Annotated in this window: 23 protein-coding genes; 12 read left to right on the plus strand and 11 right to left on the minus strand. The window is 68.4% G+C overall.

Annotation, left to right across the window (positions count from 1 at the left end; all coding sequences use genetic code 11):
* Positions 1-19: 19 nt before the first annotated feature.
* Positions 20-1831: an adenylyl-sulfate kinase gene (gene cysC / locus BS69_RS0108985; protein ID WP_084184411.1), complete on the minus strand. Its 1812-nt coding sequence runs from the start codon at positions 1829-1831 to the stop codon at positions 20-22.
* Positions 1831-2748, minus strand: coding sequence for a sulfate adenylyltransferase subunit CysD (gene cysD / locus BS69_RS0108990; RefSeq protein WP_281169709.1), 918 nt, complete (start codon positions 2746-2748; stop codon positions 1831-1833). Before cysD ends, cysC begins: the two co-directional genes overlap by 1 nt.
* A gap of 139 nt (positions 2749-2887) precedes the next feature.
* Here cysD and thiC point away from each other — a divergent pair, with 139 nt between their 5' ends.
* The 6 genes from thiC (at position 2888) to BS69_RS0109020 (ending at position 7998) form a co-directional block, all read left to right on the plus strand.
* Positions 2888-4780 carry a phosphomethylpyrimidine synthase ThiC gene (thiC, locus tag BS69_RS0108995; protein WP_029941620.1) on the plus strand — a complete coding sequence of 631 codons (1893 nt, stop codon included), beginning with the start codon at positions 2888-2890 and terminating at the stop codon, positions 4778-4780.
* 39 nt (positions 4781-4819) lie between these two features.
* Complete coding sequence (locus tag BS69_RS0109000; protein ID WP_029941621.1) at positions 4820-5401, plus strand: hypothetical protein; 582 nt, start codon at positions 4820-4822, stop codon at positions 5399-5401.
* 132 nt (positions 5402-5533) lie between these two features.
* The gene (locus BS69_RS0109005) at positions 5534-6451 is read left to right on the plus strand and encodes an alpha/beta fold hydrolase (protein WP_029941622.1); all 918 of its coding nucleotides are present in this window, start codon (positions 5534-5536) and stop codon (positions 6449-6451) included.
* Positions 6452-6749: 298 nt separating this feature from the next.
* Complete coding sequence (locus BS69_RS0109010) at positions 6750-7034, plus strand: hypothetical protein (RefSeq protein WP_029941623.1); 285 nt, start codon at positions 6750-6752, stop codon at positions 7032-7034.
* A gap of 45 nt (positions 7035-7079) precedes the next feature.
* Positions 7080-7409, plus strand: coding sequence for a hypothetical protein (locus tag BS69_RS13725; protein ID WP_051676658.1), 330 nt, complete (start codon positions 7080-7082; stop codon positions 7407-7409).
* Between the two features lie 181 nt (positions 7410-7590).
* The gene (locus BS69_RS0109020; RefSeq protein ID WP_029941625.1) at positions 7591-7998 is read left to right on the plus strand and encodes a hypothetical protein; all 408 of its coding nucleotides are present in this window, start codon (positions 7591-7593) and stop codon (positions 7996-7998) included.
* Between the two features lie 42 nt (positions 7999-8040).
* Here BS69_RS0109020 and BS69_RS0109025 read toward each other — a convergent pair whose 3' ends face one another.
* The 5 genes from BS69_RS0109025 to BS69_RS14285 all read right to left on the minus strand — a co-directional run bounded on the left by BS69_RS0109025 (position 8041) and on the right by BS69_RS14285 (position 10339).
* Positions 8041-8325, minus strand: coding sequence for a DUF427 domain-containing protein (locus BS69_RS0109025; RefSeq protein ID WP_029941626.1), 285 nt, complete (start codon positions 8323-8325; stop codon positions 8041-8043).
* 36 nt (positions 8326-8361) lie between these two features.
* Positions 8362-8928 carry a hypothetical protein gene (locus BS69_RS13730; protein ID WP_051676659.1) on the minus strand — a complete coding sequence of 189 codons (567 nt, stop codon included), beginning with the start codon at positions 8926-8928 and terminating at the stop codon, positions 8362-8364.
* Positions 8928-9443 (minus strand): hypothetical protein, encoded by a 516-nt coding sequence (locus BS69_RS0109035; RefSeq protein WP_029941628.1) that lies wholly within the window; start codon positions 9441-9443, stop codon positions 8928-8930. The genes BS69_RS13730 and BS69_RS0109035 overlap by 1 nt, the downstream gene beginning before the upstream one ends.
* A gap of 61 nt (positions 9444-9504) precedes the next feature.
* Positions 9505-9852 carry a PilZ domain-containing protein gene (locus BS69_RS0109040; RefSeq protein WP_029941629.1) on the minus strand — a complete coding sequence of 116 codons (348 nt, stop codon included), beginning with the start codon at positions 9850-9852 and terminating at the stop codon, positions 9505-9507.
* A gap of 322 nt (positions 9853-10174) precedes the next feature.
* The gene (locus BS69_RS14285; RefSeq protein WP_156956981.1) at positions 10175-10339 is read right to left on the minus strand and encodes a hypothetical protein; all 165 of its coding nucleotides are present in this window, start codon (positions 10337-10339) and stop codon (positions 10175-10177) included.
* Positions 10340-10482: 143 nt separating this feature from the next.
* Between BS69_RS14285 and BS69_RS0109050 the strand changes: the two genes are divergently transcribed.
* Complete coding sequence (locus BS69_RS0109050) at positions 10483-11373, plus strand: hypothetical protein (protein WP_156956982.1); 891 nt, start codon at positions 10483-10485, stop codon at positions 11371-11373.
* A 72-nt stretch (positions 11374-11445) separates the two neighbouring features.
* The gene (locus tag BS69_RS0109055; RefSeq protein ID WP_029941631.1) at positions 11446-12321 is read left to right on the plus strand and encodes a hypothetical protein; all 876 of its coding nucleotides are present in this window, start codon (positions 11446-11448) and stop codon (positions 12319-12321) included.
* 2 nt (positions 12322-12323) lie between these two features.
* Here the strand turns inward: BS69_RS0109055 and BS69_RS0109060 are convergent, their stop codons facing one another.
* From BS69_RS0109060 to BS69_RS0109075, 4 genes are all read right to left on the minus strand, one after another.
* Entirely contained in the window at positions 12324-12848 is a 525-nt protein-coding gene (locus BS69_RS0109060; protein WP_029941632.1) for a peroxiredoxin, read from the minus strand.
* Between the two features lie 34 nt (positions 12849-12882).
* Positions 12883-13509 carry a 1-acyl-sn-glycerol-3-phosphate acyltransferase gene (locus BS69_RS0109065; protein WP_051676660.1) on the minus strand — a complete coding sequence of 209 codons (627 nt, stop codon included), beginning with the start codon at positions 13507-13509 and terminating at the stop codon, positions 12883-12885.
* 115 nt (positions 13510-13624) lie between these two features.
* Positions 13625-13921: a hypothetical protein gene (locus BS69_RS0109070; RefSeq protein ID WP_029941634.1), complete on the minus strand. Its 297-nt coding sequence runs from the start codon at positions 13919-13921 to the stop codon at positions 13625-13627.
* Positions 13922-14058: 137 nt separating this feature from the next.
* Positions 14059-14547 (minus strand): DUF1810 domain-containing protein, encoded by a 489-nt coding sequence (locus tag BS69_RS0109075; protein ID WP_342665811.1) that lies wholly within the window; start codon positions 14545-14547, stop codon positions 14059-14061.
* A gap of 218 nt (positions 14548-14765) precedes the next feature.
* On the opposite strand from BS69_RS0109075, the gene BS69_RS0109085 reads away from it, so the two are divergent.
* From BS69_RS0109085 to BS69_RS0109100, 4 genes are all read left to right on the plus strand, one after another.
* Positions 14766-15416 (plus strand): SDR family oxidoreductase, encoded by a 651-nt coding sequence (locus BS69_RS0109085; RefSeq protein WP_029941636.1) that lies wholly within the window; start codon positions 14766-14768, stop codon positions 15414-15416.
* A gap of 134 nt (positions 15417-15550) precedes the next feature.
* Positions 15551-15754 (plus strand): 50S ribosomal protein L35, encoded by a 204-nt coding sequence (gene rpmI, locus BS69_RS0109090; RefSeq protein WP_029941637.1) that lies wholly within the window; start codon positions 15551-15553, stop codon positions 15752-15754.
* A gap of 13 nt (positions 15755-15767) precedes the next feature.
* Entirely contained in the window at positions 15768-16157 is a 390-nt protein-coding gene (gene rplT, locus BS69_RS0109095) for a 50S ribosomal protein L20 (protein ID WP_029941638.1), read from the plus strand.
* A gap of 90 nt (positions 16158-16247) precedes the next feature.
* On the plus strand, positions 16248-16910 hold the full coding sequence (locus tag BS69_RS0109100; protein WP_029941639.1) for a hypothetical protein: 663 nt from the start codon (positions 16248-16250) through the stop codon (positions 16908-16910).
* Positions 16911-16918: the final 8 nt, after the last annotated feature.

Here is a 16918-nt window from a genome sequence, read left to right on the forward strand (position 1 = left end):
CCCCCTCCGTGTCGCCCCGTCACTCGCGCCGCAGGAGCAGCGCGACAATGGCTTCGGCCGCATCCTCGGCGCTCATGGTCGTGGTGTCGATCCTGAGGTCGGGGCTTTCGGGGGCTTCATAGGGGCTGTCGATCCCGGTGAAGTTCTTGAGCTCGCCCGCGCGCGCCTTGGCGTAGAGGCCCTTGACGTCGCGCGCCTCGGCCTCGGCCAAGGGAGCGTCGACGAACACCTCGAGGAACTCGCCCGGCGGGAGCATTCGCCGAACCATCGCCCGCTCGGCACGGAAGGGCGAGATGAAGGCGGTGATCACGATCAGCCCGGCATCGGCCATCAGCCGCGCGACCTCGCCCACCCGGCGGATATTCTCGATCCGGTCGGCCTCGGTGAAGCCGAGGTCGCGGCTCAGCCCGTGGCGCACATTGTCGCCGTCGAGGAGGAAGCTGTGCCGGCCGAGCGCATGCAGCTTCTTCTCGACCAGATTGGCGATGGTCGACTTGCCCGCGCCGCTAAGGCCGGTCAGCCAGACCACGCACGGCTTCTGCCCCTTCTGCCGGGCATGCGCCTCGCGGCTGACCTCGATCGCCTGCCAATGGATGTTGCTCGCGCGGCGAAGCGCGAAATGGATCATCCCGCAGGCGACGGTGGCGTTGGTGAGCTTGTCGATCAGGATGAAGCCGCCGAGCGTTCGGCTCGCCGCATAGGGCTCGAACACGAGCGGCCGGTCGGTCGCGAACTCGACCACCCCGATCGCGTTCAAACCCAGCGTCTTCGCCGCCAGATGCTCGCCGCTGTCGATGCCGAGCTCATATTTGGGCGGTTGCACGGTGGCGGTGACGCTCTGCGAGGCGAGCTGGAGCCAGTAGCCGCGACCCGGCAGCAATTCCTCTTCGGCTAGCCAGACGAGGCTCGCCTCGAACTGGTCGGCGACCTCGGGCGGGTGGGCAGCGCCGACGATCACCGAGCCGCGCCCGCACTCGACCTCGTCGGTCAGGGTGACCGTGACCGACGTCCCCGGCTCGGCGCGCTCGACCTCGCGCTCGCCGACCAGCACCCGGGCGACCCGGCTGGTCCGGCCCGAGGGCAGCACGCGCACGTCCTGCCCGCGCATCACCTCGCCTGCCGCGACTTGCCCGGAAAAGCCGCGAAAATCCTGGTTGGGCCGATTGACCCACTGCACCGGCAGGCGAAGCGGCCCGCCGTCCTCGACATCGGCCGGGGCCAGCGCGTCGAGCGCGGCCATCAGGGTCGGCCCTTCGAACCAGGCGAGGTCCGCCGAGGCTTCGAACACATTCGCCCCCGTCAGCCCCGAGACCGGCAGGGCCTGCTCGATCCCCAGTCCCTCGGCCTCCGCCGCAATTTCGAGGAACCGGCCTTCGTCGAACCCAATGAGGTCCATCTTGTTGACCGCGAGGAGGAGGTGGCGGACCCCCATCAGCTTGCAGATCGCGGCATGGCGCCGGGTCTGGGTCAGCACGCCCTTGCGCGCGTCGACCAGCAGCACCGCGGCGTCGGCGGTCGAGGCGCCGGTCGCCATGTTGCGCGTATATTGCTCGTGCCCCGGGCAGTCGGCGACGATGTAGCGCCGCGTCGCGCTCGAGAAGAAGCGATAGGCGACGTCGATGGTGATGCCCTGCTCGCGCTCGGCGGCGAGGCCGTCGACCAGCAGGGCGAAGTCGATTGCCTGCCCCTGCGTTCCCACCCTTTTGCTGTCGCTCTCGAGCGCTGCAAGCTGGTCCTCCATCAGCTGCGCGCTGTCGTGGAGCAGGCGGCCGATCAGGGTCGACTTGCCGTCGTCGACGCTGCCGCAGGTGATGAAGCGCAGGAGGTCCATCAGAAATAGCCCTCGCGCTTCTTCACTTCCATCGAGGCACTTTCGTCGCGGTCGATCACCCGGCCCTGCCGCTCGCTGGTGCGGAGCGCCGCCATCTCGGCCAGCACCTTGTCGAGGCTGTCCGCCTCGCTCTCCATCGCGCCGGTCAGCGGCCAGCAACCCATGGTCCGGAAGCGCACCCGCCGGGTCACCACTTCCTCGCGCTCGATTCCCGGGAAGCGCGCGGGATCGTCGACCATCAGCAGGGTCCCGTCGCGCATCACCGTCGGCCGCTCGGCCGCGAGATAGAGCGGCACGATCGGCACCGCCTCGCGGGCGATATAGTCCCAGATGTCGCGCTCGGTCCAATTGCTGAGCGGGAAGACGCGGATGCTCTCCCCGGCATGGACCCGCGCATTATAATTGTTCCACAATTCGGGCCGCTGGAGCTTGGGGTCCCAGCCGCCGCCCTGCCCGCGGAACGAGAAGATCCGCTCCTTCGCCCGCGCCTTCTCCTCGTCGCGCCGCCCGCCCCCGAACGCCGCGTCATAGCCGCCCGCCTTGAGCGCCTCGCGCAGCGCCTCGGTCAGCATCACCCGCGTATAGGTCGGCGTCGGCGTGTCGAACGGGCTCAGCCCCGCCGCCGCATTGTGCCAGACCTTGAGATCGAGGCCGTAGCGTGAGGCCATGGCGTCACGATGCGCGAGCATCGCCTGGAAGTCCCAGCCGCTCGCGATGTGCAGGAAGGGAAAGGGCGGCGGCGCCGGCGCGAAGGCCTTGAGCGCCAGGTGGAGCATGACGCTCGAATCCTTGCCGATCGAATAGAGGAACACCGGCCGCCGGCAGGTCGCCACCACCTCGCGCAGGATGTGGATGCTCTCGGCTTCGAGCCGGTCGAGATGGGTCAGCGCCATGGGCCTTGCCTGATGGCGCGACAGACACGCTGGCGCAATGGCACGGGCAGGCCTATGCGTGGCCGATCCCCGGGGAGCTCGCCTGAGCTGAGAGGGAGGCCTTGCAACCTCCGACCCGAGAACCTGATCCGGCTGACCCCGGCGGAGGAAGAGGAACACGACTATGGCCGACATCAACGCGCGCACCGAACTCAAGGTCACCACCGGGCCCATCCGCGGCTCGAAGAAGATTTACGTCGAGGGCCGCGACGGCATCCGCGTCGCGATGCGTGTCGTCGAGCTCGAGCCGACCAGTCTCGAGCCCCCCGTCACGCTCTACGACACTTCCGGCCCCTACACCGACGACGCGCACCGCGTGGACATCATGGCCGGCCTCCCTGAGCTCCGCCGCGACTGGATCCGCGCCCGCGGCGACGTCGAGGAAGTGACCCAGCGCGAGGTCCGCCCCGAGGACAATGGCCAATTGGGCCCCGACCGCTCGGGCGGCGTCCCGCCCTTCCCCAATGTCCGCAAGAAGGTGCTGCGCGCCAAGGCCGGCCACAACGTCACCCAGATGCACTATGCCCGCAAGGGCATCATCACCCCCGAGATGGAATATGTCGCGATCCGCGAGAATCTCGGCCGGCGCCAGGCCAAGGAAGCCCTGACCCGCGACGGCGAATCGTTCGGCGCCGCCATCCCCGACTATGTCACCCCCGAATTCGTCCGCGACGAGGTCGCCCGCGGCCGCGCGATCATCCCGAACAACATCAACCACCCCGAAACCGAGCCGATGGCGATCGGCCGCAACTTCCTGGTCAAGATCAACGCCAACATCGGCAATTCGGCCGTCGCCTCCGACGTCGCATCCGAAGTCGACAAGATGGTCTGGGCGATCCGCTGGGGCGCCGACACGGTCATGGACCTCTCCACCGGCCGCAACATCCACGACACGCGCGAGTGGATCCTGCGCAACTCGCCCGTCCCCATCGGCACCGTCCCCATCTACCAGGCGCTCGAGAAGGTCGGCGGCATCGCCGAGGATCTGAACTGGGAGATCTTCCGCGACACGCTGATCGAGCAGGCCGAGCAGGGCGTCGACTATTTCACCATCCACGCCGGCGTCCGCCTGCCCTACGTGCCCCTGACCGCCAAGCGCGTCACCGGCATCGTCAGCCGTGGCGGCTCGATCATGGCCAAATGGTGCCTCGCCCATCACCGCGAAAGCTTCCTTTACGAACGCTTCGACGAGATCTGCGAGATCATGAAGGCCTATGACGTCGCCTTCTCCCTCGGCGATGGCCTGCGCCCCGGCTCGATCGCCGACGCCAATGACGAAGCCCAGTTCGCCGAGCTCTACACGCTAGGCGAGCTGACCAAGAAGGCGTGGGAGCACGACTGCCAGGTGATGATCGAGGGCCCCGGCCACGTGCCGATGCACAAGATCAAGGAGAATATGGACAAGCAGCTCGAAAGCTGCGGCGAGGCGCCCTTCTATACGCTCGGGCCGCTCACCACCGACATTGCGCCGGGCTACGACCATATCACGTCAGGGATCGGCGCGGCGATGATCGGCTGGTTCGGCACGGCGATGCTCTGCTACGTGACGCCCAAGGAGCATCTGGGCCTCCCCGACCGCGATGACGTCAAGGTCGGCGTCGTCACCTACAAGCTCGCCGCTCACGCCGCCGACCTCGCCAAGGGCCACCCCGCCGCCAAGGTCCGCGACGATGCGCTAAGCCGCGCCCGCTTCGAGTTCCGCTGGCGCGACCAGTTCCACCTGTCGCTCGATCCCGACACCGCCGAGCGCTACCACGACCAGACGCTCCCGGCCGAAGGCGCCAAGACCGCCCACTTCTGCTCGATGTGCGGGCCGAAGTTCTGCTCGATGAAGATCACGCAGGAGGTGCGCGACTTCGCGGCGAAGCAGGAAAGCGGCCTCCTCAACTCCACCCCGCTCGTCCCGAGCGACGTCGAGGGACAGGAGGCCGAAGCCGGCATGGCCGAGATGAGCCGCGTCTACAACGAGGGCGGCCGCGAGCTCTACATCGGCGCGGGCGACCGCGAGCACGACTGATGACCGGCCGGCCCGGCGCCACGGTCCGGTAGCGCAGGCTTGCACGAGCTGCTGATCTTCGTCGGGCTGGTGCTGGGCGCGAACCTGCTGCCGGCCTTCGGTCCGCCGACCTGGTCGCTGATCGTGCTGACCATGCTCAACACCGATGCGCCCGCGCCGCTGCTGATCGTGCTCGGCGCGATCGCGGCGGCGAGCGGCCGGCTGCTCCTTGCCCTCGCCACCCGCGCTCTCGGGGACCGCTTCCTGTCGAAACGCAGCCGCGCCAACCTCGCCGCCGCCCGCCAGGCGCTCGAGGCGAAGAAGCGCAACGGCATCCTCGCGCTCGGCCTGTTCGCCCTGTCGCCGCTCCCTTCGGCGCAACTGTTCGAAGCCGCCGGCCTCGCCCGGGTCCGCCTGCTCCCCTTCACCTTCGCCTTCTTCGCCGGGCGGCTGGTCAGCTATTCGCTCTATGCGCTGGCCGCCGATGGCCTGCGCGCGACCAGCCTCGGCGAGACCTTCAAGCGCGAACTCACCAGCCCGCTCGGAATCGCCCTCCAGCTTGGCATGCTCCTCGGAATCGTCCTGCTGATGCGGGTCGATTGGGCAAAGCGCCTCAAGCGCTCGGAACCGTCTCGCGACTGACCCGCAAGGGCGAACCGGGAGCCGCATCGAAACCGCCTTCCGCCGCGACCGCAAAAGGCTATGGTTCTTGCTCCAGATTAAGGTCGAGTCGCGTCAGGCCGGACACGCGCATCCTTCTCGAAAGGAGCCATCATGTCGTTCCGCGCAGCCTTCGCCTTCCTCCTTATCTTCGTCACCGCTCCGGCGCTCGCCGCGGTCCCGCCCTATCCCGCCGGCTTCAAGACGCAGGAGATCACCACCAACGGCGTGACGATCCACGTCCGCGTCGGCGGCCAGGGTCCGGCGGTGGTCCTGATCCATGGTTATGGCGAGACCGGCGACATGTGGGCACCGCTCGCCGCCGACCTCGCCCGCGACCACCGCGTCATCGTCCCCGACCTGCGCGGCCTCGGCCTCTCGTCCAAGCCGGCGAGCGGCTACGACAAGAAGACGCAGGCGAGCGACATCACCGGCGTGATGGACGCGCTCAAGGTCGAGCGCGCCGACCTCGTCACTCATGACATCGGCAACATGGTCGGCTTCGCGGTCGCCATGCAGAACCCTGAGCGGGTCGGCCGCTTCGTCCTGATCGACGCGCCTGTCCCCGGCGTCGGCCCGTGGGAGGAGATCCTCAAGAACCCGCTCCTCTGGCACTTCCGCTTCGGCGGCCCCGACATGGAGCGGCTGGTGAAGGGCCGCGAGCGCATCTACCTCGATCGCTTCTGGAACGAATTCTCCGCCGACCCGCGCAAGTTCGACGAGGCGAGCCGCACCCATTACGCCCGGCTCTACGCTCTCCCCGGCGCGATGCACGCGGGCTTCGAGCAGTTCCATGCCTTCGACCAAGACGCCATCGACAACCGCGCCTGGCTTGCCGCCAAGGGCAAGCTGGCCATGCCGGTGCTGGCGCTCGGCGGCGAAAAGAGCTTCGGCACGCAAATGGCCGACGTCATGCGCGCCGCCGCCACCGACGTCACCGGCGGGATCGTGCCCGCGTCGGGGCACTGGATCATGGAGGAGAATCCGGTGGCGACGACCAGGTTGGTGCGGGCTTATCTGGATCGGCCTTGAGAAATCTCATCCCGACAAGCTTGCGGTCCGCGGCCTCCCGACACAGGCCGTCACTCGGCATCCGTCCTCCGGCACTCCCATCCGGCTCGCCGGCGGGTAGGCGGCGGCCCGGCGGCCGTCGGCCTTGGCCGCCTCGATCTCCTTGAAGACGTTCGGTCAAGGCTCGCCCGCCGCCAGAAGCGGCGAGGGGAAGGTCAGCTTGTGTGGCGCCGCCAACCATCACAGCTTCTCGGGCCCATTCCCCCCGCCCACCGGTTACCCTCCTGCACACGCCCCGCCCATCACCCGGACCCAGCCCATGACCCCTCGCTCCGCCGCGCAGTTTACCCGCCTCTGGCTCGACAGCGCGCTGCTGATGGGCGAGGCGGCCGCCGTCGTCTCGCTCCGCACCTTCGCGATGATGCAGGGCGGCCCCAAGGCCAAGCGCGAGGCCGACCGGATGGTGACGGAGAAGGTCGCGGCAGGGGTCGAGCTCGCGACCACCCTCGCCTCGGGCCGCGTCCGCACCCCGCAGGGGGCCGCGCGCGCCGCGGTGCGAGTCGCGGGGAAGAGGGTCCGGGCCAACCGCAAGCGGCTCGGCTGACCAAGCCCCTTCACTAGTAGGATTTCGCATGATCTAAGCTGGTGGATGCGCGACTCGTTCACTTCTCCATCCGGCCCGCGAACCGCACCCATCGGCTGGACGCCCGAGCGCCAGTGCCTCTTCCTTTCGACCCTCGACCGGACCCGCAGCGCCACGCTGGCCGCCAGGGCCGCGGGGCTCAGCCGGGAGAGCGCCTATCGCTGCCGCAAGCGCGATCCGGGCGGGCTGTTCGCCTTGATGTGGGACGAGATCATGGCCCGCACGGCGGTCAACGGGGTCACGGTGCGTGACCTTCGGCGTGACCCGCCTATGGCCAGCTTTTCCCTTCGCCGGGCGGTGGAAAGCGGGTCACTCGGCGCCGCGCGGACCCGGTGACCTTCGTGATTGCTGAGACCGCGTCTGAACTGGCCTGTCCCGGCCCGTTCCTGACCCGCCGACAACGGCGCGTTTCACTGGCGTTCACAAGCGACGAACCGAGTGCGCAGGGGCGTCGGTTCAGGCAACGGACCGATACCGCCGACCATTGTTCCTTCACCCAATCGAAGGAGTATGCGTCATGACCCATCGCCTGATCCTCGGCCTTGCCGGCGCCGCCGCGGCGCTCGTCGCCGTGACCCCGGCCGCCGCCCAGCAGTGGCGCTGGAACGAGGGCAACTGGCGCACCGTCGGCACCGCCCGCGTCGATGGCCGCGACACCGACACGATTGCGCTTCCGGGCTTCACCCGCCAGCGCGAGGTGCGGGTCTGCGCGCTGAACGCGCCGCTGCGTCTGCGCGCCTTCGACATCCGCTTCGCCAATGGCGGTCGCCAGGACGTGAATACGCGTGCCGTGCTCAACGCGGGCACCTGTACGCGGGCGGTGAACCTGCGCGGCAATCGCCGCGACATCGCCAGCGTCCGCCTGCGCTACGAGCCCGTCGCCTATCGCGCCAACCGCCCGGTGGTCCGAGTCCAGGTCCGCTAGGGCATCGCTTCCATGGGTCCCCGCCGGCTCGCCGGTGGGGTCTCAGTCCCGAACCTCGACGCCCTTCCAGAAGGCGACCCGGCCGGCGATCTCCTTGGCGGCGGGCTTGGGGTCGGGATAATACCAGGCGGCGTCGCGGTTCTCCGCCCCGTTCGCCGCAATGGTGAAGTAATGCGCAGTGCCCTTCCACGGGCAGATGGAGGTGGTGCTGCTGTCGCGAAGCACCGCATCGTCGATCGCGGCGCGGGGGAAATAGGCATTGCCCTCCACCCGCACGATATCGTCGCTTTTCGCGATCAGCGTGTCGTTCCACCAGGCTTCGGCCATCTCATCCTCCCTGTCTCGCGGGCGGCCGCTGTCTCGTCAGCTGCCGAGCCGCATGAACAATGCGACGACATAGATGGTGATCACCGCCGCCATTCCCAGCGCCATCGCTTCGTGGACCCGGCGCCGGGCGGTGACGAGGCCGGTCAGCCCGAACAGGATGAACACCCCGTGGAAGGCGAAATTCTCGGGCAGCGGAAGGCGGCCCTCGAGCTGCCACTCGCGCAGGATGCTCGAGGCGACGGTGACGGTGAACAGGCCGAACAGCGCCCGCCGCTCGCGCCAGTAATGGGAGTCGAGGTCGAGCTCTGCGTCGGGCGGCACGTCGGGGAGGACGATCGCCGCGCTCATGTAGATGAGCCCGCTGGTCACCAGCGTCACCAGGAAGTCGGGAAAGGTCCAGTCGTCGTGGCGGGCGAGGCCAAAGCTCGCCCACCAGTGCTGCGCGACCATCAGCAGGATCAGCACCGACCACAGGATCGGCACCCAGTAGAAGCGGACCCGTCCCCGCGACAGGATCAGCGCGCGATAGCCCTGCAGCACCTGCTGGACGGCAAGCCCGAGGATGATCGACAGCAGGACCGAGAGATAGGCGAAGGCGTCCATCAGGCCTGAGCCCCGAGCATCTTGGCGGCGAGGATCCAGCCCCAGACCAGCGCGGTCAGCACGCCGCCGGCGATGCTCGCCTGGACCGCGCGGCGAAGCAACCAGGTCTGGGCGTCGATCGAGCGGACGAAGGCCGCCATCAGCCGCCGCCGGAGCATGTCCGGCTGGTCGTCCTCGCAGCCCTCGGGATCGAAATCCTCGCCGATCAGCAGTCCGCGCAGGACAAAGGCGCTGGACAGGACGAAGGGGATGACCCCGACCAGGCTGGCGAGGGTCATCGCCGGCTGCGCGGCGGCATCGAGGCTGAGCGGGGCGCCGGGCGAGGCCGAGACCGGATGCGTCCCGATGGTGATGAGCAGCGCGTTGAAGGCCAGCATCCCGCCCATCCGCACCGACAGGTCGAGATCGCGGTTCTCGAGATATTCGAGGTCGGCGACGAAGCCCGGATCGGGCACGTCGCCGTGCATCCGCTGGAAGGCGCGCAAGCGGGTGCGGAACGACGGCTGCTGCTTCATGGTGCGGAATAAAAGAGCCGTGCACCGCCCTGTCCACCGCAAAAAGCGATGGCCGATACGGCTAGCCGCGCATCCGCGCCTCGAGCGCCTCCGAGCGCCGGGCGAGGTCGGTGACGTCGCGCGGATCGAGCTCGGCTGCGAAGGCGAGCCCGGCCTGCCGCCCGTCGCGCCAGCGCACCGTCGCCGGGGCGCCCGCTCCGCCCCAGTTGAGCGTCACCGGCGCCCCCGCGGCGACCAGCGCCGTGCCGCAGTCCACCCGGGCCCCGCCGGCCGAGAGGTCGACGATCTGCACCGGATAGCGCCGTCCGCCGAGGATCAGGAATGCCGGCAACGCGACCGTCACCCGCGGGTGCAGGCGGCGATCGGCGTAGGGATCGGGCTGCGGAGAGGCGGTCGAGGCGGGAGTCATCGGCGGACCATGCCACCGGTCCTAGCCCGCAACCTGCTGCCAACAGGTAAAGGGCCAATGGTCCATGGTGAAGGCAATTTCTTCCGAAATGAACTCGTCCTTGCTGGAATGACCCACGATCGCAGGAGAAAAGATCCGCGTCGGACCGAGCGTCCGCGGATGGGTCTGGTCAAGCTCCGGAGAGACGCTGCCCGATCAGGGGCAGGGCAGCGCCAACCATCCGTGTCGATCGAAACCGAGCCGGTCGGCACCCCGCCCTGCTGCCGACGCTTGGTCCGACAGATGGCGGTGTCAGGCGCCCGTCGACGGACGGGCTCGCCGCCTATTTGACGAAACGCTTCTTGAGGTCGGCCTTGATGCTGGCACCGGCGAGATGGGCGTCGACATTGGCATAGCCTTCATGTCGGAGCGCCTTGCGGATCTCGTCGATGTTGCGCGATTCGGTCGCGAGCTGGAAGGCGCGCTCGATGATGTTCTGGGTTCGCATGGGGCCTCGACTGTTGCGCACCCGACATGAACCCCCCGGCGGCCTAGTCGTTCCATCTGCGCAACCGAAACGCTGGCCGCGCGGAAAAGCGCTTTCGTCGAACGGGGCGGGCCAGCGCCAGACGATCGTGCGACGGGTGAGCGATGCGCCATCCATTTCTTTCCGCCCTGTTGCTGGCGACGTTCGCCGCGCCCGCCGCCGGCCAGACCGCACCCTCGGCTCCTGTCCCGGCCGATGAGGAGACGACGATCACCGTCACCGGCAACCGCGACGTGAAGAAGACCGTGCAGGACTTCGTCGCCGCACTGGCGCCGGGCCGGACCGCCCGGCCGCTCAGCCGGTTCGAGCGCGAGGTCTGCCCGCTGGTCCTTGGCATGTCGCCGCAGCAAGGCGAGATGGTGGCGGCACGGCTTCGCCGGGTGGCCGGTCAAGTCGGCATGAAGGTCGGCCAGAAGGGCTGCGGCCCCAATTTGTTCGTGATGGTCACCGCCGACAAGAAGAAGCTTCTCGACGGGTTGAAGCGGGTCAATGACGAGGCCTTTGGAAGCCTGTCGGGCGACAAGATCCGGGCGCTCTATCGCCAGCCCGGTGCGGCGGTGGTCTGGCACAGCGAAGGCCCGCCGATCGCCCGCGACGGCAAGGAAGCGACCTTCGACGAGGCCAAGGGCTATTACATCAACCAGACGACCGAGGCGGCGAGCCGGCTGAATTCGGGCGGCTCGCGCCAGTTCGCCAGTGCGACCGTGGTGGTCGAGCGGCGCGCGCTCGACGGGCTGTCGGTGACCCAGCTCGCCGATTATGTCGCGCTGCGCGCCTTCACCGGTGCCGACCCGGTCCGGCTGAAGAGCGACAAGGTGCCGACCATCCTCACCGTGCTCGACGCCGCGAGCGATGCCGAGGTGCCGGCCTCGATGACCGATTGGGATCTCGCGTTCCTCAGCGGTTTTTACGGCATGCGCCGGGGCGACAATATCGCGTCGCAGCGCTCGTCGATCGCACGCGAGGTCGAGAAACGGGTGACCAAGCAGCCCTAGGCGTTGCCGCAGTTCGGCGTTTGGGGCACATTCGGCCGGGCGTGCCGAACGCCGTTCCCAGGAGTCGCCCCCATGCGCTCGATCCTGTTTGCCGCCGCCTTCGTGACCATTGCCGCTCCGGCTCTCGCGCAGGACATCCGCCCGCCAGCCGATGACGACATCGCGATCGTCGTCACCGGCAACCGCGACATCAAGAAGACCATCCGCCAGTTCGTCGACACGCTGACGCGCTCGCCCGGCTCCCGCCAGCTCGCGCGATTCGAGCAGCGCATCTGCCCCAAGGTCTTCGGCCTGCGCGAGCCCGCGGCGGCCAAGGTGACGACCCGGATGCGGCTGGTCTCGGCGGCGGTGACCCGCGACGTCGCGCCCGCCAAATGCGTCCCGAACGTGATGCTGGTCGTGACTCGCGACAAGGCGGCCTTCATGCGCGAGGTGGCGCGCGGCCGGGACAACCTCTTCGACGGTCTATCGGGCAGCAAGGTCCGGACGCTGGTGCGCGATCCCGCGCCGGTCACGGCCTGGCAGGTGCTCGGCGGAAGTCTCGCCGCCGACGGCCGCGCGATCACCGAAGAAGGGACGACGGGAATTCAGACCAACCGCACGACCGAGGCCTCGACCCGGATCAGGCCGGCGGTCCGCCAGCAGTTCGACTTCGCAGTGGTCGTGGTCGACGCGAAGGTGATCGACGGGCTGAACACGACCCAGCTCGCCGATTATGCGACGATGCGCGCGCTCGCCAGTCTCGACCCCTCGTCGCTGGCGGCCGACGCGCCCTCGATCCTGCGCGCGATCGATGCCCCGGCCGACGCCGAGGTGCCGCTGTCGATGACCGCCTGGGACTATGGTTTCCTGCGCGGGCTCTACAAGACGCAGACCAATCTCTACGACACCCAGCAGCGCACCGAGATCGCGCGCGAGGTCGAGAAGAAGGTGGTTGCGGCGCGCTGACCCTAGCGCTGGGCCTTCAGGGCCTGCACCGCCGCAAGCGTCTTGGCGACATGCTCCTTCCAGCTCAGCTCGGAGTGGACGAAGACGATCTTGCCGTTGGGGGCGATGACATAGCTGGTGCGGTTGCTGATCGGTGCGATCGGCAGCTTCACGTCATAGGCCTTGATCAGCGCAGGCGAGGCGGTGGCGACCGGGAACTGGCCGCGGCAGGCCTCGACGCTGAATTTCTTGAGGCTCTCGATGCCGTCGGCACTCATTCCCACGACGCGCGCGCCGGCGGCGCGGAACTGGGGCATGGCGTCGCTGAACGCCTTGGCCTCGAGCGTGCAGCCCTCGGTGAAGGCCTTGGGGTAGAAGTAGAGGACCAAGGGCCCGTTCCGGAGCTGATCCTTGAGGTGAAGCGTGAACGGCTTGCCCGCGAGCGCGCCCTGGGTGGTGAAATCGGGCGCCTTGGCCCCGACCGGAAGCGCCGCGCCGGCCGGCGAGCAGCTGGTGAGGACGAGGAGAGCGGCGAGTAAGCGGCGCATGGCAGGCTCCTTGGGACTAGGCTTGGGATGAGGTCTAGGCTGCTCCTGCCCGACCGTCCATGCCGGTGCCATCCGGGAAAAGGACCTTGTCGGGAAAGCGCGGGACCAGGGTGCGGAAGAAGGCGAAGGCCGGGGCGAGGTCGCGATCGGGATCGCCGGTGGGGATGATGGGCTCGCCGAAGATCGCCACCTTGCGATCGTAATCGGGGCCGCCGGGGACGATCGGAACGCCGGCCGCGAGCGCGATCCGGTAGAAGCCCATGCGCCAGTCGGTGGTCGGGTCGCGGGTACCTTCGGGCGCGATCACCAGCAGCATGCGGTCGGCGGCGCGGAATTGCGCGGTCACCTGGGCGACGAGGTCGTTGCGGGTCGAGCGGTCGACGGGAATGCCGCCGACCCCGCGCATGAAGCGCGCCATCGGGCCCCAGCGGAACAGGCTCGACTTGCCGATGTAGCGGGCGTCGACCCGAAGCGTCTCCATCGCGCCGAGGAAGATCAGGAAATCATAATTGCTGGTGTGCGGCGCGCCCATGATCACCGCCTTGGGCGGCAGCGGCAGCGCACCCTCGACCGTCCAGCCATTGCGGGTGAACCAGCGCAGCAGCTGGCGCTTCACGAAAATGGCGGGGCGGGACAGGCTTGGGCTCGCGGCGTCGGTCACCTCTCGGTTCCGACCATGTCGGGCGACGCCTGGCAAGCCCCGGGTCCGGCGCGCCTGTGACACGCGGACAAAAGAAAGGGAGGGCACGGTCGACCCGCGCCCTCCCCGGTCAGGCTTAGTTGTTGCTGTTGCCCGAGACGGTGTCGTCGGCGCTGTTGCCGTCGAGGTCGGCGCTCGAGCGGGTCGCGTCGGCCTTTTCCTCGCCCTTCTCGCGGACCTTGTCGGCCTGGTTCTCGAGGGCGTCTTCCTTGGCCTCGGTGGTCGCGTTGTCGGCGGCTTCCTCGAGGTTGTCCGCGGTCATCTCGGCATTGGCCTCGATGTTGTCGGCGGCCTGCTCCTGCGGCGTGTTGTTGTTGCAGGCGGCAAGAGCGGCGATGCCGGCGGCAACCATAGTGATCTTGAGCTTGTTCATGAGATGATTCCCCGTTGTGGTGAGAAAAGCACCGCGGCCCGAAGACCGCGGTGCGCAGGATGCGTGCTCATCCCTGACGCCCAAGCGCATGGCGAAAGTTTTCGTTCCAGCGCTGCAATGAGAAGATTTTCGAAGCCTCAGCCGGCGAGAAGCTGGAGCGTCCGCTTGTCGCGCTCGCCCTCGTAAAAGGCGTCGATCGCCCGGGCGAAGAGCGGTTCGCTGCCTGCCGCCTCGAACAAGGTCAGGCAGGAAAGAAGCTTGATCCCGTCGACCACGCCCATGATCTCGCCCGCGCTGCGCTGGCCGGCATGGGTCAGCAGCGCCGCGACGCATTCGCGCAGGCGCGCGCCGAGCAACGGATGGGCGAGATAGGCACGCGCTTCGCCGAGACCCTCGAGCCCGTAGCGATCGGCCATGATGCTGAAGCCGAGCCCGCGCAGCTGCGGCAGGACGAACCACATCCAGTGGGTCCGCTTCTCGCCTGCGCGAAGCTCGGCAAGGGCCAGGTCGTAGACGCCGCCCTGGGCGGCGACGAACCGGGCGAGGCTCAGCCGATAAGCGCTGGGAAGATCCAGACCGCGGACATCGCCACGACGATCAGCAGGAGCGAGATTCCCAATACCCACCGTACCACCCCTTCCTGGCGTGCTCCGGTCACCTGCTCGGCGCTGTAGTGACGCTCTTCCGCACTCATGTCGGTCTCCCTTCGCAGTGACGAAGAAAAATCCATCATATCCTAAACCTCGGGACGTGGCGAGCGATCCGGCGGATGGACCAAAGAACACCCCGGGCGCGACGGGCGTTCGGCCCTCGCCACCCTTCGACAGCAAGGAACGACCGACCAATGCCTACCCTTCTCGTCACCGGCGCCAACCGCGGCCTCGGGCTCGAATTCGTCCGGCAATATCGCGCCGCCGGCTGGGACGTCATCGCCACCGTGCGCGAGTCGGGCGAGGAAGTGGCCGCGCTCGGCGCGGTGGTGCGCCGGCTCGACATGGCCGATGCCGCGGCGGTGAGCGGCTTCCGGGCAGGCCGTCCGCTCGACCTCCTGATCGCCAATGCCGGCACCTACGGCCCGCGCGACGCGACCGACGCAGCCGGTGCCGCGGAATGGCTCGACACCTTCGCGGTCAACACGGTCGCGCCCTATCTCCTCGCCCGGGCGGTCGCCGACGAGGTGCGCGAGGCTGGCGGCAAGCTGGTCGCGGTCAGCACCCGGATGGGCTCGATCGCCGACAACGACAGCGGCGGCTTCCTCGCCTACCGGTCGAGCAAGACCGCGCTGAACATGGCGTGGCGGACGCTCACCCTCGCCAATCGCGACCTCGTCTGCGCGGTGCTCCACCCGGGCTGGGTCCAGACCCGGATGGGCGGCGCCAACGCGCCGGTCACGCCCGAAGACAGCATCGCGGGCATGCGGAAGGTCATCGAGGGCCTGTCGCAGGCCGACAGCGGCGAATTCTTCGACTATCAGGGCGGCCGCGTTCCCTGGTGATCCTTGCCAAGCGCGCGACTCCCCGCTAGGGGGCCACGCTTTCCAGATCGTTGGAAAAACCACCGGGCCGGCCAGTCAGGGCTGCCGCGTCAGGTGAGAAACGTCGCCCCTCAGGGGGCTACAAGGAGACGAAAATGCCCAAGCTCAAGACGAAGAGCGGCGTCAAGAAGCGCTTCAAGCTCACCGCCACTGGCAAGGTGAAGCATGGAGTCGCCGGCAAGCGCCACCGGCTGATCAGCCACAACGCCAAGTACATCCGCCAGAACCGCGGCACCGAAGTTCTCGCCGACGCCGATACGGCGCGCGTGAAGCTCTGGGCCCCCTACGGTCTCAAGTAAGGAGTTCTGACAGATGGCACGCGTCAAGAGGGGTGTAACCACCCGCGCCAAGCACAAGCGCATCCTTGAACAGGCGAAGGGCTATTACGGCCGCCGCAAGAACACCATCCGCATCGCCCGCCAAGCGGTCGAGAAGGCCGGGCAGTACGCCTACCGCGACCGCAAGGTGAAGAAGCGGAGCTTCCGCGCCCTGTGGATCCAGCGCATCAACGCCGCGGTCCGCGCCGAGGGACTGACCTACGGCCAGTTCATGCACGCGCTCAAGCTCACCGGGATCGACCTCGACCGCAAGGTCCTGGCCGACATGGCGATGCACGAGGGCGCCGCTTTCTCGGCGCTGATCGCGTCGGCCAAGAAGGCGCTTCCGAACGACGGCGACCGCTCGGTCCAGGCCGCAGCCTAAGCCTTCGCTTCGGCGGAAAGAATTGGGGCGCTCCGGGAGACCGGGGCGCCCTTTTTCGTGTCGGTCGCCTTTCGGTGCTAGGACCGCGCCATGGATCTGTTCGCGCGTTTCCGGGCCCGTCCGCCGGTGATCGAGCATCAGGACGTCGACGCGGCCCTCGCCGCGCACCGCCCCTCCCTCTTCCTCGTCGCGGGCGGCCATCGCGGACTGTCGGACCCCCACTCGATCTTCGCATGGGGCTTCGCAGACGACTGGACGACACCGCTGACGAGGCCGGTCGAGCAGCCGGCGGAGCTGATGGCGAAGGGCTGGATCAGCGCGGACTCGCTCCGGCTGGCCTACGTCTCCACCCTCCGCCCCGCCGCCAGGGCCAGCCTGTCCGAAGCCCCCATTTACGACGCCTATCTGCGCAGCGCGCTCCAATGGACGGGCTTCGAACTCGCCCTGACGCTCCATGAACGCGTCCGCGCGATCCTCGACGGTCTTGAGCGTCCGGACGAGCGACTGTGCGTCCATCGTCAGCAGCTGCTGATCCGCCTACCGACCGAGCCGTTCGACTTTCCGCAGCCGCGCGGCAATGCCGACCCTTGGAGCGGGCGTCCCGAGGACCTCGCCCCGCTGCGGACCATTGCCCGCTTCGACTGCAACGACATGGCGCTGGCGGTGGTGGGGCTGAGCGAGGGGTCCGGCCCAAGCCTCGCCGAGCGCTACGGGCGCAAGGTCGAAGCGGTCATCCGGGTGCGCGCCGGCTGACGGTCGGT

The sequence above is a fragment of the Sphingomonas astaxanthinifaciens DSM 22298 genome, from assembly GCF_000711715.1.
In the GTDB taxonomy this organism is placed as follows: Bacteria; Pseudomonadota; Alphaproteobacteria; order Sphingomonadales; family Sphingomonadaceae; genus Sphingomicrobium; species Sphingomicrobium astaxanthinifaciens_A.

Excerpts from the sequence above, each read along its gene's own strand:
- cysC (WP_084184411.1), bottom strand. The coding sequence starts at position 1,831 with ATGGACCTCCTGCGCTTCATCACCTGCGGCAGCGTCGACGACGGCAAG.
- thiC (WP_029941620.1), top strand. The coding sequence starts at position 2,888 with ATGGCCGACATCAACGCGCGCACCGAACTCAAGGTCACCACCGGGCCC.
- BS69_RS0109005 (WP_029941622.1), top strand. The coding sequence starts at position 5,534 with ATGTCGTTCCGCGCAGCCTTCGCCTTCCTCCTTATCTTCGTCACCGCT.
- BS69_RS0109010 (WP_029941623.1), top strand. The coding sequence starts at position 6,750 with ATGACCCCTCGCTCCGCCGCGCAGTTTACCCGCCTCTGGCTCGACAGC.
- BS69_RS13725 (WP_051676658.1), top strand. The coding sequence starts at position 7,080 with ATGCGCGACTCGTTCACTTCTCCATCCGGCCCGCGAACCGCACCCATC.
- BS69_RS0109020 (WP_029941625.1), top strand. The coding sequence starts at position 7,591 with ATGACCCATCGCCTGATCCTCGGCCTTGCCGGCGCCGCCGCGGCGCTC.
- BS69_RS0109025 (WP_029941626.1), bottom strand. The coding sequence starts at position 8,325 with ATGGCCGAAGCCTGGTGGAACGACACGCTGATCGCGAAAAGCGACGAT.
- BS69_RS13730 (WP_051676659.1), bottom strand. The coding sequence starts at position 8,928 with ATGGACGCCTTCGCCTATCTCTCGGTCCTGCTGTCGATCATCCTCGGG.
- BS69_RS0109035 (WP_029941628.1), bottom strand. The coding sequence starts at position 9,443 with ATGAAGCAGCAGCCGTCGTTCCGCACCCGCTTGCGCGCCTTCCAGCGG.
- BS69_RS0109040 (WP_029941629.1), bottom strand. The coding sequence starts at position 9,852 with ATGACTCCCGCCTCGACCGCCTCTCCGCAGCCCGATCCCTACGCCGAT.
- BS69_RS14285 (WP_156956981.1), bottom strand. The coding sequence starts at position 10,339 with ATGCGAACCCAGAACATCATCGAGCGCGCCTTCCAGCTCGCGACCGAA.
- BS69_RS0109050 (WP_156956982.1), top strand. The coding sequence starts at position 10,483 with ATGCGCCATCCATTTCTTTCCGCCCTGTTGCTGGCGACGTTCGCCGCG.
- BS69_RS0109055 (WP_029941631.1), top strand. The coding sequence starts at position 11,446 with ATGCGCTCGATCCTGTTTGCCGCCGCCTTCGTGACCATTGCCGCTCCG.
- BS69_RS0109060 (WP_029941632.1), bottom strand. The coding sequence starts at position 12,848 with ATGCGCCGCTTACTCGCCGCTCTCCTCGTCCTCACCAGCTGCTCGCCG.
- BS69_RS0109070 (WP_029941634.1), bottom strand. The coding sequence starts at position 13,921 with ATGAACAAGCTCAAGATCACTATGGTTGCCGCCGGCATCGCCGCTCTT.
- BS69_RS0109085 (WP_029941636.1), top strand. The coding sequence starts at position 14,766 with ATGCCTACCCTTCTCGTCACCGGCGCCAACCGCGGCCTCGGGCTCGAA.
- rpmI (WP_029941637.1), top strand. The coding sequence starts at position 15,551 with ATGCCCAAGCTCAAGACGAAGAGCGGCGTCAAGAAGCGCTTCAAGCTC.
- rplT (WP_029941638.1), top strand. The coding sequence starts at position 15,768 with ATGGCACGCGTCAAGAGGGGTGTAACCACCCGCGCCAAGCACAAGCGC.
- BS69_RS0109100 (WP_029941639.1), top strand. The coding sequence starts at position 16,248 with ATGGATCTGTTCGCGCGTTTCCGGGCCCGTCCGCCGGTGATCGAGCAT.